Genomic DNA, 18,185 nt, shown 5'->3' with positions numbered 1-18,185 from the left:
TGTTGCCTCAGCCCTCCGACCCGTCCGCATCGTTGATGAGCGCCGCGAGCGCCCCCAGCTGTGAGTCATCCAGTCCCGCCAGGGGGAAGTCGACGGATGACAGCGCCGCGCGGGTGTCCTGCTCCTCGCTGCCCAGCGTGCGCAGCGCACCGAGGACGTCCTCCGCGAGCTTCGACGCCGTGGCCTGCGTGTACGTCCCGTCGTCGTAGGCGCAGCGCACGTGCAGGCGCCCGCCGGACAGGAACGTCTCCACTTCCAACGCGTACCCACCCGTCGAACGGTGGGCCCCCGGCACCAGACCCGCACTGAAGGGCACCGCGTCCTCCGCGGGCTCCACCGGTCCCAGGTGCCGTACGAGCACCTCAGCCCGGGGCAGGCGGCGCAGACGCTCGGACAGCTCGCCATGCGCCCCGTCTCGCAGCAGGCCGAAGCCGATGCCCCGGCGCGGCACACGGCGCATGCGCTCCTTCGCGGCCTTGAGGGCGTCGCTGGCCCCCTGTCCGCGCTCCAGCTCCAGCAGCAGCGGCCAGGTGACGTCGAAGCAGCCCACGGTGCGCGAGAAGTCCTGGCCGTCGAACGCGTCGCGTCCGTCCGTCACGACATCCACGCGCAGCCGGCCTCCACCCGTCCAGGCCGCCAGGGCCTGACCGAGCGCCGCGAGCGCGCCCTCCGCCACGTCCGCGCGCCACGTCCCGGTGAGCTTCTCGTGGAGCCGCCGCGTCTCGTCCTCAGACAGCGACACCTCCACGACCCGCGCCGCCCCCGAGGCGCTTCCCGTGCGCTCCACCGGCAGCTTCGTGGTGCCTTCTCCCAGGGCACCCGTCCACACCGACTCCTCCTTGCGCAGCGACTCGGAGGCGGCTTCTTCCGCCAGCCGCTCCGCCCAGCGCTTGAAGGACGCCGTCTTCGCGCGGAGGCCCGGTCCACCGCGCGCATGGCGCACGGCCGCGGACAGGTCCTCCACCAGGAGCCGCCACGAGGCTCCGTCCACCGCCAGCCCATGCGCCGCGATCAGCAACTGGCTGCCCGCGCCGCCCTCCAACCGCAACCACGCGGCCGACACGAGCGGGCCCGCGCCCACGTCCAGCTTCGCGCGGAGCTTCTCCTCCTCGCCGTGCAACGCCGCTTCGTGTTCAGCGGCCGGCAGCGCGCGCAGGTCCACCTCCGCGAAGGGCACCTCCGCGCCCGGAGCCGCGCCCGCCTGCTGCCATCCGGACACGCCGCGCGTGAAGCGCAGGCGCAGGGCGTCGTGGTGCGACAGCACCGTGCCCAGGGCCTGGGACAGCGCGGACGCGTCCACCGACCCGCGCACCGCCACCCGAGCCACCCGGGTGGAGGCCGCGACGGGCGCCTCCAACAGCCGACGCTGCTCGGGGGTGAGCGGGGCAGGGCCCACCACCGGGCCCTGTTCGGCCTGCTTCGCCACGATGCCGGCGATCATCGCCGCCAGCTCCGCGATGGTGGAGTACTGGAAGAACTGCTGCGGGCTCAACTGCAAGCCGGACTGGCTGCCGCGCGCGATGATCTGGATGGCCTGTACGGAGTCGCCGCCCAGCTCGAAGAAGTTGTCGTTCACGCCCACCTTGTCGATGCCGAGCACCGCCTGCCAGGCCTCGGCGATGCGCTGCTCGATGTCGTTGCGCGGCGCCACGTACTCCGTCTTCAGCTTGGGGCGGGCCTGCTGCTCGCCAGGGGCACGTGTCTCGCCCACCGCCTGCAGCACGCGCTCGCGGACGACCTCGTCGGTGTGGGCGATGGTCGCGTGCAGGTCGCGCACGGACACCACCACCTGGGACGCCACCGCCGAAGCGAGGATGCGCTCCAGCGCCGTCACGCCCTCGCTCGGAGCGATCTCCTTGCGCTCGTCGGTGGGGAGCACCTTCGCCAGCGCGGACTCGCGGGCGGCGGCGGCCAGGGCGCGCAGCTCGGCGGCGGGATCGTTGACGCGCTTCTGCGTCAGCCGCTCCACCTCCACCAGGACGCGGCCCTGCTCGTCCATCATCGTGAGGTCGAAGGCGAGCGTCTCGTCGCCATTGGACGACTCGTTGGCCCGGAAGCGCGCGTGGCTGTACACGCGGCGCGGCAGCTCTCCGTGCAGACGCAGGACCTTGTAGCCGAAGGGCAGGTAGTAGCCGTGCTCCGCGAGGAAGCTCTTGGCGATGCCCGACGTGCGGTCGATGAGCGACGGGTGGAAGAGGAGCTGCTCGAAGTCGCCGGTGAACTCCGGCATCAGCTCCAGCACCATCAAGAGCTCGTTCTCACCCGGGAGGATGGCCTGGACGCTGCGCCAGCGCGGCCCCAGCTCCTGCTCGTACTCGGCCTCCAGCGACTGCGGGCGCGGCTTGTCGCAGCGCTTGCGGATGGCCTCCAGGTCCTCGACGCGCGCCACGCGGGGCCCGCCGAAGCGCACCCGGCCCGCCGAGTGATCCGTGCCCTTGCCCACGCCACCCGGCGGCAGGCTCTTCACGCCCCAGCGGTAGCCGTCTCCGTCCTTCTCCAGGGTGAGGCGCACCTCGCGCGTCTCGTTCTCCGGCACGCGCAGCGGCGCGAGGAAGTAGTTGTCCAAGAGCTCGATGGTGCGGCCCTTCGCCTCGTCCGCCACGGCGGCGCGCACCATCTCGAAGTACGTCACGCCCGGCACCGTGGGGTTGCCGAGGATGCGGTGCTCGTCCGTCACCCACTGCGAGCGCGGCTCGCCGAAGGTGCCGGAGAAGACCTTGCGCTGCGGCGTGTCCAAGAGGCAGCGGTGGACGAACGGGTGGGGGATGGCGCGGCCCTCGCCCGTCTGCGTCGCCGGCCTCGCGGCCATGCCGACCTCGTCCCACGCGCCCCAGTTGATGGACACCGCGTAGGTGCCCGTGCGCGCCTGGAACGCGCGGGTGAAGGCGTCCAGGTACGCATTGGCCGCCGTGTAGTCCACCTGGCCGAAGCGCCCGACCACCGTGGTGAGCGACGAGCAGGCCGCGAAGAAGTCCAGCCGCTCGCCCTCCAGCACCGCCGCCAGCACCTGCGTGCCCGTCACCTTGGGCGCGAGCACCGCCGTCGCCGCCTCGCGCGTCTTGAGCTGGAGCAGGCCGCCGCCCGGCACGCCCGCCGCGTGGATGACGCCATGGAGCGCGCCGAAGCGCTCGCGCGCGGTGGCCACCACCGCCCGCATGCGCTCCAGGTCCGTCACGTCCGCGCTGAGCGCCAGCACCTTCGCGCCCTTCTCCTCCAGGCGCTGCACGGCCTGGATGCGTCGGCGCGTCGCCTCATCGCCGGACTCCAGGTGCTTCGCCCACTCCTCACGCGGAGGCACCACCGCGCGCCCGACGAGCACGAGCCGCGCGTGGAACTTCTCCGCCAGCGCCTCGGCGAAGGACAGGCCGATGCCGCCCAGGCCGCCGGTGATGAGGTACACGCCGCCTTCACGCAGCGGCACCGCCGATTCGGGGCCTGCCTCCAGGCGCACCTCCTCGAAGTCGCGCACCCAGCGACGGCCGCCACGGAAGGCCGCCACGGGCTCCTCCGCGTCCGACGCCAGCTCCGCGGCCAGCAGCTCCACCAGCCGTCCGGCCTGGAAGCTGCCCGCGGGCGGCAGGGTGACGTCCACGCTGCGGCAGTGCACGTGGGGCAGCTCGCGCGGGATGACGTTGGTGGGCCCCAGCGCCACCGCCTGCTCCGGCGACACGAGGTCCCCACCGATGACCTCCTGCATGCCGTTGGACACCAGCGTCAGGCGCACCGGCTTGCCCGCCGCGTGCGCGCCCAGCGCCTGCGCGAGGTGCAGCGGGCTGAAGAAGGACCGCTCGACGACGTCCTCCGTCGACGCGCCCGAGCCCTCGGCCGTGATGCCCGTGAGGTGGACGATGCGCTCCGGCAGCCGTCCATCCGCGGCCAGCTCCGACAGCAGCGCGGCGTAGTCCTCGCGGCGGCCGGGGTTCAGCTCATACGCGTCCGCGCCCGTGCGGCGGAACTCGCGGCCCTGCGTGACTTCCACCAACGCGTGGCCCTGGTGGCGCAGCTTCGCGGCCAGCTTCGAGCCCAGGCCCGCACGGTCGTGCAACAGCAGCCACGGCGCGGCCTTCGCATCAGCCGCAGCAAGGGCCCCGACGGCGGCCACCTTCGGCGCGGACTCCTTCCACACGGGCAGCCAGAACCAGCCCGCGACGTCCTGGCGCTTCTCCAGCGAACCGCCGCGCTTCGCACCCTGTGCGCCCGCGGAGGCGCGCAGGTCCACCCAGTAGCGCTGACGCTCGAAGGGGTAGGTGGGCAGCAGCTCGCGGCGGCGCGTCTCGCCGTCGAAGTACCCCGGTGCGTCCACGCCCAGCAGCCACAGGTAGCCCAGCGTGCGCAGCAGGAACTCCGCTTCCGGCGTGGGCTCGCCCACCGTCGGCAGCGTGGTGTGCATGGACTGGGTCGGCTTCTTGCGCGGGTGCCAGCGCGCGAGCGACTGGAGCGCCTTGCCCGGGCCCACCTCCAGCAACACCGCCTCGGACTCCTTCAGCAGCTCATCCAGGCCGTCCGCGAAGCGCACCGGCTGGCGCAGGTGCTTCGCCCAGTAGTCCGGTGACGTCGCCTGCTCGGCGGTGATCCACGTCCCCGTCACGTTGGAGATGAAGCGCAGCTTCGGCGCGGACGGCTTCGCCTTCGCCACCGCGTCGCGGAAGGCGCCGACGATGGGGTCCATCATCGCGGAGTGGAACGCGTGCGAGGTGCGCAGCCGACGGGCCAGCACGTCCTTCGCCGCGAGCCGCTTCTCCAGCGCTTCAATCGCCGCCGGAGTGCCCGCGACGACGCACGAGCCCGGCGCGTTGGCGGCGGCGACCTCCAGCCCGTCAGCCAGCAGCGGCCGCACGTCGGCCTCCGCGAGCTGCACGGACAGCATGGCGCCCGGAGGGCACGACTGCATCAGCCGGCCGCGCGTGGCCACCAGCTCCAGCGCGTCCTCCAGGGTGAAGACGCCGGCCAGGCAGGCCGCGACGTACTCGCCCACGCTGTGGCCGATCATCGCCGACGGCTCCAGGCCCCACGACAGCAGCAGCTTCGCGAGCGCGTACTCCACGACGAAGAGCGCGGGCTGCGTGAGCGCCGTCTGCTCCAGCTTCGAGGCGGCCTGCGCGTCCTGGGTGTCCGAGCCGAACACCAGCGGCTTCAGGTCCAGGCCGTGGCGCTTCGACAGCAGCTCCAGGCAGCGGTCCGCCTCCTGCTTGAACACGGCCTCCGTGCGGTACAGCGACGCGGCCATGCCCGGGTGCTGCGAGCCCTGGCCGGGGAACATGAACACCACGGGCCGGGTGACGCGCTCCTGCGTGCGGGTGATGACGCGGTCCGGGGACAGCGTCGCCAGCGCCTGCGCGGCCTCCTCCACGGTGCGCACCACGACGAAGCGGCGGTGCTCGAAGGCCTTGCGGCCCACCTGGAGCGTGAACGCCACGTCCGCGAGGTTCAGGTCCGGGTGCGCCTTGAGGTGCTCCGCCAGCCGCGTCGTCGCCGTCTCCAGCGCCGCGTCCGAGCGGGCGGACACCACCAGCAACTGGTACTCGCGCGAGGGGCCGGACGGCTTGCGCTCCGGTGCCTCCTCCACGACGACGTGGGCGTTGGTGCCGCCCAGGCCGAACGCGCTCACGCCCGCGCGACGGGGCGCGGGGGCGTTCCAGTCCTGGAGCTTCGCGTTGACGTAGAAGGGGCTGTTCGCGAAGTCGATCTCCGGGTTGGGCCGCTCGAAGCCGAGGCTGGGCGGAAGCTGCCGGTGCTTCAGCGTCAGCGCCGTCTTGATGAGGCCCGCGATTCCGGCCGCCGTGTCCAGGTGGCCCACGTTGCTCTTCACGGAGCCCAGGCCGCAGTAGCCGTTGCGCGTGGCGCCGCCGCCGCGGAACGCCTTCGTCAGCGCCTTCACTTCAATCGGGTCGCCCATGGGCGTGCCCGTGCCGTGGGCTTCGACGTAGGTGATGGTGTCCGGGTCCACGCCGGAGAGCGCATGCGCCATGCCGATGACCTCGGCCTGGCCGTTCACGCTGGGCGCGGTGTAGCCGACCTTGTCGGTGCCGTCGTTGTTGAGCGCGCCGCCGCGGATCACCGCGTGGATGACGTCACCGTCGGCAATCGCATCCGACAGGCGCTTGAGGACGACGACACCCGCGCCGCTGCCGCCCACGGTGCCCTGCGCGTTCGCGTCGAACGGGCGGCAGTGCCCGTCCGGGGAACCGATGCCGCGCTCGGTGTAGAGGTAGCCCGTCTTCTGCGGGACGCTGACCGTCACGCCGCCCGCAAGGGCCGTGTCGCACTGGAGGCTCAGCAGGCTCTGGCACGCGTGGTAGACGGCCACGAGCGACGTGGAGCACGCGGTCTGCACCGTCACCGCCGGCCCCTTGAGGTCCAGCTTGTAGGCGACGCGCGTGGCCAGGTGGTCGTTCTTGTTGTGGATGACGGCCTGGAACGCGTTCACCGTGCCCATCAGGTGCCCGGCCGACGACAGGTTGTAGAGCAGGTAGCCGTTGGCGCCCGCGCCCGCGTAGATGCCAATGGGACCCTTCGCGCGAGCGGGGTCATGGCCCGCGGACTCCAGGGCCTCCCAGGCGCACTCCATGAAGAGGCGCTGCTGCGGATCGGTGATCTCCGCCTCGCGCGGGGACAGCTCGAAGAAGCGCGCGTCGAACTGCTCGATGCCGTCCAGCGTGGCCCGGGCCTTGACGTACTTCGGATCCTTCAGCTCCGCGGGATCGATGGCGGCGCGGTCCAGCTCCTCGTCCTTGAAGAAGGTGATGGACTCCACGCCCTCCTGGAGGTTCTTCCAGAACGCCTCGGGGGTGCTGGCTCCGGGGAACCGGCACGCCATGCCCACGATCGCCACGCCTTCCATCGAAGGAGCGTCCTGCTCGATGTCGCTGCTCATCGCTTACCCCTGGCCTTCATCAAGAGGGCCTGTTGCTGCATCGCCTGAAGTTGTTTCTTCGCGCGCTCATCACGCGCCTGTTGCTGCCGGGATTCCTGGGCCGGATTCGCCTGCGCCTGTCCCAGGTACTTCGCCAGCGAGGCCACGGTGGGGTGCTGGAACAGCTCCACCATGGAGAGGCGCCGGCCCATCAACACCGAAAGCTTTTCGTGCACCTGCACCATGAGGAGCGAGTGGCCCCCCAGGTCGAAGAAGCTGCTGTGCAGGCCCACCCGCTCCACCTTGAGGGTCTCCTGCCAGATGGCCGCGATGCGCTGCTCCAGCTCGGTGACGGGCGCCTCGTAGGGCACCGCCTCCTGCTGCACCGGGGTCGGCTCCGGCAGCGCGCCCCGGTCCACCTTGCCGTTGCGGTTGAGCGGCAGTCGCGCCAGCGGCACGAAGAGGGAGGGGAGCATGAACTCGGGCACGAACTCGCGCAGGAAGCCGCGCAGCTCCAGCGCGAGCTGCGCTGACGCTGACTCACTGCCCGCGGGCATGCCGCGACGGGGGACGAAGTACGCCACCAGTCGCGCGTCCTCCTTCTCTCCGCGCACGACGACGACGGCCTCGCCCACCTCCGGGTGCGTGCGCATCAGCGCTTCGAGCTCGCCGGGCTCGATGCGGTAGCCCCGCACCTTCACCTGGAAGTCGGCGCGGCCGTGGAAGTCGATGCGGCCGTCGTCGCGGTAGCGGCCCACGTCGCCCGTGCGGTACAGGCGCGCGCCCGGCACGGGGCTGAACGGATCCGGCACGAAGCGCTCGGCGGTGAGGTCCGGTCGGCCCTCGTAGCCCCGGGCCACGCCCGCGCCGCCGATGAACAACTCTCCAGGGACGCCAAGGGGAAGCGCCCGCAGGCCCGTGTCCAACACGTGCACGCGCACGTTGCCCAGCGGCCCGCCGATGCTCGGCTGCGCGGAGTCCGCGATGGGGCACGCCGTGGCGTTCACGGTGCACTCGGTGGGGCCGTACATATTGACGAAGCGCGTGCGGGTGAGCGGGGTGAGCTCCGCCCAGGTGCGCGCGTCGATGGCCTCTCCGCCCACCAGCACGAGGGCCGGGGAGAAGTCCGCGTCGCGTCCCAGCCCCTGCGTCAGCATGGGTCCCAGCAGGGACGGGGTGCAGTCCACGACGTCCACGGCGTGGCGCTGCACCCACGCGCGCATGCGCACCGCGTCCGGCCGTACCTCTTCCGGGACGATGTGCAGCGAGTGGCCGTTGAGGAGCTGGAGCCACTGCTTCACGGAGGCGTCGAAGACGAGCGGCGCGTTGACGCTCACCCGCAGGCCGGGGCCCCGGCCCTGGTAGACGACGTCGCGCAGCGTGGCCGCGAGGTTGAGCGCGGAGCGGTGCGGGATCATCACGCCCTTGGGGCGCCCCGTGGAGCCGGAGGTGAAGATGACGTAGGCGGCGTTCTCCGGCGCCAGCGTCACGTCGGGCGCGTGGGTCGACGCGGTGGCCAGGGTGTCCGCCTCCTGGTCCAGGCAGACGAAGGCGTGCGTGCCCTCGGGCAGCGACGCGCGCAGGTGGGAGCGGGTGACGACGAGCGGGGCGCCGGACTGCTGGATGACGTAGGCCAGACGCTCACGCGGGTAGGTCGGATCCAACGGCACGAAGGTGCCCCCGGCCTTGAGGATGCCGAGCAGCACCACGAGCTGCTCCACCGACCGCTCCAGGCACACCGCGACGCGGGTCTCCGCCCCGACGCCCTTCGAGCGCAGGTGCCAGGCGAGTCGGTTGGCGCGCTCGGACAGCGCGGCGAAGGTGAGCTGTTCGTCCTCGAAGGCGACGGCCACGGCGTCTGGACGGGAGCGGGCCACGGCCTCGAAGCGCGCGGGCAGCGTGTCCTGCGTGTCGTGATCGCGGGCGGTGCGGTTGAAGTCCGCCAGCCGCTCCAGCTCACGCGGGCCCACCCAGGGAAGGGCTTCCAGCGCGCGCTCGGGCGAGGCCACCGCCGAGGCGAGCAGGGTCTCCACACGCTCCAGCAGCCGGGCCGCCTCAACGGGCGCGTACGCGGCTTCGTCGTGGTGCAGCTCCAGGGTCAGCGGCCCCCGCCCGCGCACCAGCACCAGGGTCAGCTCGGCACGCTCGCCGCGAGCGTCCAACTGGGTGAACGACAGCGTCAGCCCCCCTGCGCGAACGGGCTCCGGCCACGCGAGGTCCTCGAAGGCGAAGGACCGGGAGGGCGGGATGCCACCGATGGCGGGGAAGGCGCTCAGCGCGTCGAAGTCGTCCTGCCACGCGGCGGTTTCACGAACGGCCCGAGCCATGTCGCGCACGAGCGCTTCGAAGCTCGCGCCGCGAAGCTCGGGCGAGGTGCGCACGGGCAGCCAGCGCTCGAAGAGGCCGAGCGCCGCGTCCAGTCCGTCGTAGCCACGGCCCTCGACACGCACGGAGATGCACGCGTCGGCGTTGCCACCCATGCGTGCCAGCAAACGCGACCAGCCCGCGAGCACGACGTCCGCGACCGGGACTCCCAGTCGGTTGGCGAGATCCTCCAGGGCTTTGGCCGTCTCGGGGGCCAGCGCGCGCGCCTCGCGGTGGGTGCGCAGGCCATGCGAGCCCGGGCCCGTGCGGCGCGTGGGCAGCGTCGCACCGGTGGCACCCGTGAGGTCACGGCCCTTCCAGAAGCGCCGACCGTCCGCGCCGTCGTCGGACTCGAGGATCTGGTGGAAGACCTCCGCGACGTCCGCGTACTGCGGAGGCGGCTCGTCATCCGAGGTCGCCGAAGCGCTCGCCGAAGCATCCAGCGCACGTCCGAGTTCGCGTGCGATCACAGCGAACGTCTGGCGGTCCGCGGAGAGCGCGGGCAGGTCCAGGATCAACGCATGCCGACCCTGACCGAGCACCACGAGCCGTGCCGGCGTCAGCACCTCCAGCGATGCCTCCGCGTGCAGCGCACCGAACCGCGCGGTCGTCTCCGTCTCGGAGAGGGTGCTCCAGTCGAGCACCTCCAGGACGGTCGCCGGTACGTCACCGGGCAGCTGCACCGCGGCGGTCGTCCCGGCGAGATGGCGATACGTCGTGCGCAGCACCTCGTGCGCGGCGCACAGCTCGCGCACGGCGCGCTCCAGGCGCTGCACGTCGAGCGGTCCTTCCAGTGACAGCACGGCCCGGGCGCGCGAGGGCGCTCCTGGAACGGCGGCGAGGAGGGACCAGAGTCTTGCCTGCTGGGGGGAGAGCCGGAATCCGGTGGTCTGCGTCAAGCTGAGGGCTCCTGGGGACAGGGGCGGGCGCGAGGCCCGCGGAGTTCAGGCGTTCAGCCTGGCGGGGGATCGCGGGGCGCATCCGTGACCGGCGCGACCTCGCTCCATGGGAAGGGTCGGGCCATGCCGGCCAGCACGCGCCGGGGCCCCACGAAGGACGAGCGCGCGTGGGCGGCGAGCAGGTTGTCGATGACGAGCAGGTCCCCGCGCTCCCACGGGAACATCACCTGTTCGGCCTCGTAGGCGGCGCGCAGCGTCTCCATCACCTGGGGCTCGATGGGGCTGCCGTCGCCGTAATACGTGTGGTTCGGCAACGCTTCCTCGCCCAGGTCCGCCAGCAGCGCGGAGGCCACCGGCGCGGGCAGGGTGGAGACGTGGAAGAACGTGGCGTGGTTGAACCAGACGGGTTCGCCCGTGACGGGGTGCAGCCCCGCCGCTCTGCGCACCTGCCGCGTGCGCAGGCGGTTGCCGTCGCGCCACTCGACCTGGATGCCGCTGCGCTGGCAGTACGCCTCCACCTCGGCGCGGTCCTCCGTCTGGAACGCCGTCTGCCAGCTCAACCCCAGCTGGTGGCCGAAGTTGCGGACGTACGTGTAGCCCTGTTCCAGGAAGCGCGCGCGCACCTCGGCCGGCAGGCGCTGGAAGATGCGCCGCGTGTCCGCGAGCGGCGTTTCGCCACCCTGTTGCGACGGCAACACGCAGGCGAAGAAGAGGCGCGCTGGGAAGGTCTGGTTGTAGGACTGCTCGTTGTGCAGGAAGATCCGCTCGGACGGCGGGTGGTCCGTGGACGTGTAGATGTTCCCGCTCACCTGCGAGCGTGGCGAAGAGCGCTCCTCGTAGGCCAGCGCCTCGTCCGCCAACGCCCGGATGACCCCATCCATGGCCTCGGGCGTCACCACGTCGAAGCCGCGGAAGAGCACGGCGCCGTGACGATGGAGTTGCTCATCCACGCGCGCGCGGTGCGTGCGGCACCACTCGGCCAGTTCGACGCCCGGCAGGGAAGGGCGGCCCACCACGGGCAGGTGCAGTCCGGGCCGCAGCTCCTCGAAGCGCACGAAGTCCTGACCGGAGCCGTCCACCTCGCGCCTGCGCAGCTTCGGGAGTGCGCGCTTCGGCTGACCATCCGTCATGACTCGCTCCCACCGCGACGGCGCACGCCGCGGAACAGTTCCTTGCGTGAGGACTGGAGCGCTTGCGCCCGCTCCTGCTGCCGCTGACGCTCGCGCTCCACGAGCACCCCGTGCAGCTCCTCCAAAGTCGCGTCCGGCCGGGCCACCGCCGCCGCCAGCGTGGCCTCGTAGTCCTCCGCCAACCGCGCGATGGTGGCCGCGTCGAAGAGGGCGGTGGCGAAGCGCAGCACGCCCTGGAAGCGACCCTCGGACTCGGCCAACAGCACGGACAGGTCGAACGGTGAACCGCCGTCGTCGATCTCCAGCTGGCGCAGCTTCAGCCCAGGCAGGCGCAGCGCGGGCAGCGGCGCGTTCTCCAGGACGAACATCACCTGGAAGAGCGGGTTGTAGCGGGCGTCGCGCGGCGGGCGCAGCGCCTCCACCAGCTTGTCGAAGGGAACGTGCGGATGCGCCTGTCCACCCAGCGCCACCTCGCGCACGCGCCCGAGCACCTGCCGGAAGGTGGGGTTGCCCTCCAGGCCCACGCGAAGCACGAGCTGGTTGACGAACAGGCCAATGAGGTTCTGCGTGCGCGCGTGCTCACGGCTGGCCACGTCCGTGCCCACCACCAGGTCCGCGCGGCCGGTGCGCGAGTGCAGCACCACGAGGAAGCCCGCCAGCAGCGACATGAAGGGCGTGGTGCCCTCGGCCCGGCCGAGCTGCCGCAGCCCTTCGCTGAGCGCGGCGGAGAGCGCCACCGGCTGCCGGGCACCCTCGAAGTGCTGGCGCTCCGGACGGGGGCGGTCCAGCGGCAGCTCCAGGAGCGGCGGTGCGCTCATCAGGCGCTCCTTCCACCACGCGAGCTCTTCCTCCAGCAGGCCACCCTCCAACCGACGCCGCAGCCACGCCGCATGATCCGCGTACTGCACGGGCAGCTCCGGCAACGGCGACGGCCGCCCCTGCGCGAAGGCCGCGTAGAGCGCGCCCAGCTCCCGCACCACCACGCCCATGCTCCAGCCGTCCGACACCACGTGGTGCAGCGTGAGCAGCAACCGATGCCGCTCCTCCGACAGCTTCAGGAGCTTCGCGCGCACTGGCAGCTCGCGCTCCAGGTCGAAGGGCCCGCGTGCCTCCTCGGCGGTGAGGCGCTCCGTCTCCGCGGCCTGTCGTTCCTGCGGCAGTCCGCTCAGGTCCACCACCGCACCGGGGCGTGCCAGCGGTCCGCCCGCCGGGACTTCCGAAGACGGGAGGATGTCCTGCACGCGGCGGCCCTGGACGCGGGGGAAGCGTGTGCGCAGGGCCTCATGCCGGTGGACGATGGCCTCCAGGCTGCGTGTGAGCACCGCGACGTCCAGGCGTCCCTCCAGCTCCACCGCCGCCGGGATGTTGTAGGCCGCGCTGCCCGCCGCGAGCTGATCCAGGAACAGCAGCCGCTCCTGCCCCGGCGACAGCGGCGCGTCCCCACGAGCCCCCGCGACCAACGGCGGCGGCGCGGCGGTGGGATGCCGCAGCTCCGCGAGCGCCCGCGCGGTGAGCGCCTCCAGGTGCACGCCGTCCAGCAGCAGCGCCACCGGGAGGTGAAGCTCCAGTTCCTCCTCCAGCGCGGCCTTCAGCTCGACGGCATGGATGGAGTCCAGGCCCAGCGCGGTGAGGGGACGGGTCGCTTCGAGCGCCGACAGCGGCACGGACAGCGCTCGCGACAGGTGCTGTCGCAGATACGTGCCCAGCAGCTCCGCGCGCTCCGTCTCGGACGCGGAAAGGAGTGCCCCACGGGTCAGCCGGGGTTCCTCCGGCGCGACGGTTCCGGGAGCCTCGGGTGCATCTCCCGTCTCGGCGAGGACCTCCTGCGCGAGGATCTCCAGCTCGTTCGCCAGGAACTGCGTGCGGCATGCGCGCCGCTGCACCTTGCCGCTGGACGTCTTGGGCAGCCCCCCCGCGGGGATGAGCACCACCGTGTCCACGGCCACCTCGTGCGCCTGAGCGATGGCGCGCCGGAGGGCGTCGATGGCGGTGGCGGGCTCACCCAGCAGCTTGCGATCCACCTCCAGCACCACGACGAGCTTCTCCTCGCCGCCCCGGTCCACGGAGAACGCGGCCGAGCAGCCCGGACGCATCGCCGGGTGGCTCGACTCCGCCGTCAGCTCCAGGTCCTGCGGGTAGTGGTTGCGCCCGCGCAGGATGATCAGGTCCTTGATGCGGCCCGCGACGAACAGCTCCGTGCCGGACAGGAAGCCCAGGTCGCCCGTGCGCAGGTAGGGGCCTTCACCGGTGTCGGCGCGGCGCGCCCGGAACGTGGCCTCGCTCTCCTCGGGCCGCTCCCAGTAGCTGCCCGCGACGCTCGGGCCGCGCAGCCAGATCTCCCCCAGCCGGCCCTCGGGCACGGGCATGCGGGACTCGGGCTCCACGACGATCAGCTCCTGCCCGGGGATGCTCGCGCCACTGCCCACCAGCGTGCGCGCCTCGGTCGGATCCGTCACGTCACCCGGGGACAGCTTCTCGGCGCGGCCCTGCTGGAGCGCCTCCTGCCGATACACCTGCTCCACCGGCGGCGCGGCCTTGCGCCCTCCGGAGGCGATGAGCGTCGTCTCCGCGAGCCCGTAGCACGGGTAGAAGGCCTCCTTGCGGAAGCCGGAGTCCGCGAACGCCCGCGTGAAGCGCTCCAGCGTCTCCGCGCGCACCGGCTCCGCGCCGTTGAAGGCCACGTCCCACGAACTCAGGTCCAGCGCCGCCCGCTGCTCGGGCGTCGTCTTGCGCACGCACAGGTCGAACGCGAAGTTGGGGCCGCCGCTCGTCGTCGCCCGATAGCGCGAGATGGCCTCCAGCCAGCGCGCGGGCCGCTTGAGGAAGTCCAGCGGCGACAGCAGCACCACGGGGAAGCCTCCGCACAGCGGCTGCAGCACCCCGCCGATGAGGCCCATGTCGTGGTACGGCGGCAGCCAGATGACGCCGCGGCTGTCGTCCGAGTGCTCGAAGCACTGGTGGATGGCCAGCGAGTTCGCCAGCAGGTTGCCGTGGCTGAGCATCACGCCCTTGGGCGTGCCGGTGGAGCCGGAGGTGTACTGGAGGAAGGCCAGCGCCTCGCGCGAGGTGCCCGGGTCCTTCCACGCGCCCGCCTCGCCGTCCTCCACCGCGTCGGTGGCCAGCCACGACAGGCCGGAGAGCGCGGCGGACTGCTCGCCCATCGACTCCATGAAGCCCTGGATGAACCCGGTGGTGAGCGCGAACCGCGCCCGCGCGTCCTGGATCACCGCCTCCAGCCGGGGCAGCGTGCGCGCCAGCCGCATCGGATCCGGCGGGTAGGCCGGCACCGCCACCGCGCCCGCGTAGAGACAACCCACGAAGGCGGCCACGTACTCAAGACCCGGAGGGTAGAGCAGCAACACCCGCTCGCCCCGCGCCCCGCGCGCCTGGAGCGCCGCGCCGATGGCTCGCGCCCGCTGATCCAGCTCGCCGTAGGTGAGGTGCGCTTCCTCCGAGTCACCATCCACGAGGAACGTGTAGGCGAGCTGATCCGGGCGCTGCTCCGCCCTGAGACGTGAGAGCTCCACCAACGTGGAGACTTCCAGCAACAACCCTGGCGGACGCATGCGTTGGGCCGAACGAGACGTATCAATCCCAGGGCGCCCCCAAGCACTCCGGGGGCGTCACGAAACCGATACAGTGTTAGCGGAATCTTTCTCGAAAAACGAGCAGTACTGTTAACACGGCACGTTACAAACTGTCCATGTACGCAGGCATTTCCTGCTCAGGCCCCTTGATACATCAGGGCCCTGACACCGCTTCCCGTTTGGGGATCAGCGGGTGAAGCCCGGATGCTCGGCGGACAAGCTGTCGGACAGTCGGACCGACAGGTCGGGACACGCGCCGGGCAGTCGCTCCGCGAGGTACCCGGTGAGCACGCGCTCCATGCGCAGGGACTCGTCCTGCACCAGTCGCTTGAGCTCGGCCAGGTGCGTGAGGCTCTGGAGGACCGCGTCGGTGCCGACGCCGAAGTCGATGAGACACGCCACCTCGTCCACGTCGCCGGCCAGCAGCTTGTCCACCATGGGGAGGCAGGACGTCACGGTGCCGATGAGCGCGCCGGAGCGGTAGTAGCGCTCGAAGGCGTACGAGGCCAGGTAGTCCGCCCACTTGGGCTCGTTGATGTCCACCTGGAGGTCCAGGCTCTTCACCATCGTCTGCATCAGCGCCACGTGCGCGCGCAGGTACGCGGTGAGCGGGCCCCGCACCGTGTCCAGCACGTCGTCCACGTCCTGGCCGACGAAGGTGTGCATCATCAGCGTGGCGGTGCGAGCGCTGCGTGCGTGGCCGGCCTTGTCCGCCGCCGCGTGGTAGAGGCCGATCTTCTCCAGTGCCTCCTCCAGCGGCTGGCCCAGGAGCGACGTGAGGACGTTGTAGCCGCCGGTGCCGGTGCGCTCGAAGAGGGCGGGGTCCGTGGCGCACGTCACCCACGTGGGCAGGCGGGGCTGGATGGGGCGGGGGAAGACCTTCAGCTCCACCTCCTTGCCCGCGCCGTCGCGCGCGGTCACGGACTCGCCGCGCCACAGCCGTTCGACCTTCTCCAGGTTCTCCCACATGACGTCGCGCTTGCGGGCGAAGTGCTCCGGATAGAGGGCGAAATCGTTGGGCACCCAGCCGGAGGCGATGGAGATGCCGGCGCGGCCTCCGGAGAGGTTGTCGACGATGGACCACTCCTCCGCGACGCGGAAGGGGCTCTGCAGGGGGAGCACGACGCTGCCCGCGCGCAGGCCGATGTTCTTCGTCATCGTGGCGATGCCCGCGGCGAGCAGCGACGGGTTGGGGTAGATGCCGCCGTGTTCGTGGAAGTGGCGCTCCGGCGTGGAGACGGAAGAGAAGCCGTGCGCGTCCCCGAACTTCGCGGCCTCCAGCAGCAGGCGGTACTTGTCGGTGGTGCCCGCGTCCTCGTCCGCGAAGAAGAACAGGCCGAAGTCGAGCTTCCTCGCGCGACGGCGCGTGGGCACCACGTGCGCCACCAGTCGGGAGCCCTCGACGCGGACGTCCACCGAGCGCACCTCGGGATGCCACGCCAGGAGGGCGCGCAGCTCCTCCGGACCCACGGAGGTGCTCGCGGTGGCGGGGCTGCGCGTCGTACCGCCCGCGGAGTCCAGCACCTCGCCCAGCGAGGACAGCTCGCGGTCCGGCTGCGTGACGAGCACGTCCAGCAGCGCAGACAGCTGCCCCGCGAGGCGGATCACATCCAGGGGCGCGAAGCGGTTCGCGTCATGGTGCAGCCGCAGCGCCAGCCGTTCACCGGCCACGGCTTCGACCGACAGCGGGCAGGGCGGAGGGGCCGCGACGTGCCGGAAGGAGCCCAGGCCCAGGCCGCGCGCCAGCGGCTTGAGCGAGTCCTCCTCGGGCGGCTCCCACACGGTGACGGCGCTCTGGAAGAGCGGAGTGTCCTCCGGCAGCTTCAGCCACGGGCGCACCTGGCCCGCCGAGGCGTGCTCGTGGCGCTGGGATTCGGACAGCTCGGCCTGGAGCGCGCGCAGCCAGCGCAGGGGCGTGCCCTGGGCCGGGACGACGAACCGGCGCGGCAACAGGTGCGCGAAGCGGCCCACGAGTGGACGACCCTGGGCCAGCGCGGCGGTGCGGCCGGGCACCTGGGCTCCGAAGACGACCTCTGTGTTGCCGGTGTGGTGGCGCAGCATGAGCGCCCACGCGGCCTGGATCAGCGTGCCCAGCCCCAGCTTGTGCTTGCGCAGGAACGCGAGCACGTTGCCCGACTCCGCCGACGGCAGCAGCAGCTGTTGCAGGCCGCGCACGGGCGAGGTGCCTGGCGCTGAACGCTCGGGCAACAGGGTGGGGCGCGGATCCTTCAGCGTGTCCCGCACCCACGCCTCCGCGTCGCTTGAGCCCTGGGCCTCCATCCAAGCGAGGTACTCGCGGAACGGACGCGCTTTCTCCAGGCCGGCGTCCGTCTTGCCCAAAGCGGCTTGATACAGGCGCAGCAGCTCTTCCACGCAGAGTCGCGCGGCGCCCGCGTCCAGCGCCGCGGAGTGCCAGGCGAACACGAGGAAGGAGGACGCCGGAGGGGTGCGCACGAGCGAGAGTCGCACCAGCGGTGCGGCCGTCAGGCCCATGGAGCGCTGGCGATCCGCTTCGAGCCAGGCCTCCAGTCCCTGCGGCGCGTCCGTCTTCTCCAGCGAGGGCGACACCTTCTCGCGGACCACCTGCATCGGCTCCGGCATGCCCTGGAGGAAGAACGCGGTGCGCAGCGCGGTGTGACGGCGGACCAGCTCCCGCAGTGCCTCCTCCAGCAGGGCTTCGTCCAGGGGGCCTCGCGCTTCCGCGACGAGGTGCTCGATGGGCGCTTCCGGACCGGGCGGCGGTGGCGTCAGCAGCTCCCGCTGGGCAGGAGTGAGCCGGTAGACGTCCTCGACGTTCTTCATGGTGACAGAGACTCCTCGGCGGCCCGGGTCCGTCTGGAGCTGACGGGAACTCCGGGCACGGTGTGCTGGCAAGGAGTCGAAGGTATTACGGACCGTGCCGTCGCGGGAATGCCCCAGGGGCCAGCCGCTTCCGTGGCATAGACTGCACCCAGGAGGTAGCCAGCAATGTCGTTCATGGTGTTGGTACAGCAGGTGGGGTCGCGGCCGAGGACGGAGGACGAGCGCCGGGTCGCCGCCGAGCGGATGGAGCGCATGCAGCGCTATGGCGCGGACCTCCAGGCCCGCGGCCTGCTCCTGGCCGCTGATTCCCTCAAGTCCGATGAAGACGGTGTCCGGATTGCCGTTCGCGGCGGGAAGCGCAGCTTCAGCGACGGTCCCTTCACGGAGTCGAAGGAGATCATCGGGGGCTTCTTCCTCATTGATGTCCGCACCCGGGAAGAGGCGGTGGAGATCGCCAGCCAGTGCCCCGCGGCGGAGTGGTCCACCGTCGAGGTCCGCCAGAGCGGTCCCTGTTACGACGCGTGAGCCCGGACATTCAGGGCCCCGCCAC

The 18,185-nt window shown here is 71.8% G+C and carries 6 protein-coding genes; 1 reads left to right on the top strand and 5 read right to left on the bottom strand.

What is annotated here, in order from left to right; all coding sequences use genetic code 11:
- Window positions 1-7: 7 nt before the first annotated feature.
- From D7V97_RS03940 to D7V97_RS03920, 5 genes are all read right to left on the bottom strand, one after another.
- The gene (locus tag D7V97_RS03940; protein ID WP_120609238.1) at window positions 8-6,874 is read right to left on the bottom strand and encodes a type I polyketide synthase; all 6,867 of its coding nucleotides are present in this window, start codon (window positions 6,872-6,874) and stop codon (window positions 8-10) included.
- Complete coding sequence (locus tag D7V97_RS03935) at window positions 6,871-10,116, bottom strand: non-ribosomal peptide synthetase (RefSeq protein ID WP_120609237.1); 3,246 nt, start codon at window positions 10,114-10,116, stop codon at window positions 6,871-6,873. Before D7V97_RS03935 ends, D7V97_RS03940 begins: the two co-directional genes overlap by 4 nt.
- A gap of 53 nt (window positions 10,117-10,169) precedes the next feature.
- A complete protein-coding gene (locus D7V97_RS03930) occupies window positions 10,170-11,246 on the bottom strand; it encodes a TauD/TfdA family dioxygenase (RefSeq protein ID WP_120609236.1) in 1,077 nt (358 codons plus the stop codon).
- Complete coding sequence (locus D7V97_RS03925) at window positions 11,243-14,812, bottom strand: condensation domain-containing protein (RefSeq protein WP_120609235.1); 3,570 nt, start codon at window positions 14,810-14,812, stop codon at window positions 11,243-11,245. The genes D7V97_RS03930 and D7V97_RS03925 overlap by 4 nt, the downstream gene beginning before the upstream one ends.
- Window positions 14,813-15,019: 207 nt before the next feature.
- A complete protein-coding gene (locus tag D7V97_RS03920; RefSeq protein ID WP_120609234.1) occupies window positions 15,020-17,635 on the bottom strand; it encodes a MupA/Atu3671 family FMN-dependent luciferase-like monooxygenase in 2,616 nt (871 codons plus the stop codon).
- A 165-nt stretch (window positions 17,636-17,800) separates the two neighbouring features.
- Between D7V97_RS03920 and D7V97_RS03915 the strand changes: the two genes are divergently transcribed.
- Entirely contained in the window at window positions 17,801-18,160 is a 360-nt protein-coding gene (locus tag D7V97_RS03915; RefSeq protein ID WP_120609233.1) for a YciI family protein, read from the top strand.
- Window positions 18,161-18,185: the final 25 nt, after the last annotated feature.

This window comes from Corallococcus sp. CA053C (assembly GCF_003611675.1).
Lineage (GTDB): Bacteria > Myxococcota > Myxococcia > Myxococcales > Myxococcaceae > Corallococcus.
Note: the sequence above shows the minus strand (reverse complement) of the source record. Positions and strands in the feature narration are given on the sequence as shown.

Bases quoted from the DNA above. Each gene is read 5' to 3' on its own strand.
- D7V97_RS03940 (WP_120609238.1), bottom strand. From the start codon at position 6,874: ATGAGCAGCGACATCGAGCAGGACGCTCCTTCGATGGAAGGCGTGGCG.
- D7V97_RS03930 (WP_120609236.1), bottom strand. From the start codon at position 11,246: ATGACGGATGGTCAGCCGAAGCGCGCACTCCCGAAGCTGCGCAGGCGC.
- D7V97_RS03925 (WP_120609235.1), bottom strand. From the start codon at position 14,812: ATGCGTCCGCCAGGGTTGTTGCTGGAAGTCTCCACGTTGGTGGAGCTC.
- D7V97_RS03920 (WP_120609234.1), bottom strand. From the start codon at position 17,635: ATGAAGAACGTCGAGGACGTCTACCGGCTCACTCCTGCCCAGCGGGAG.
- D7V97_RS03915 (WP_120609233.1), top strand. From the start codon at position 17,801: ATGTCGTTCATGGTGTTGGTACAGCAGGTGGGGTCGCGGCCGAGGACG.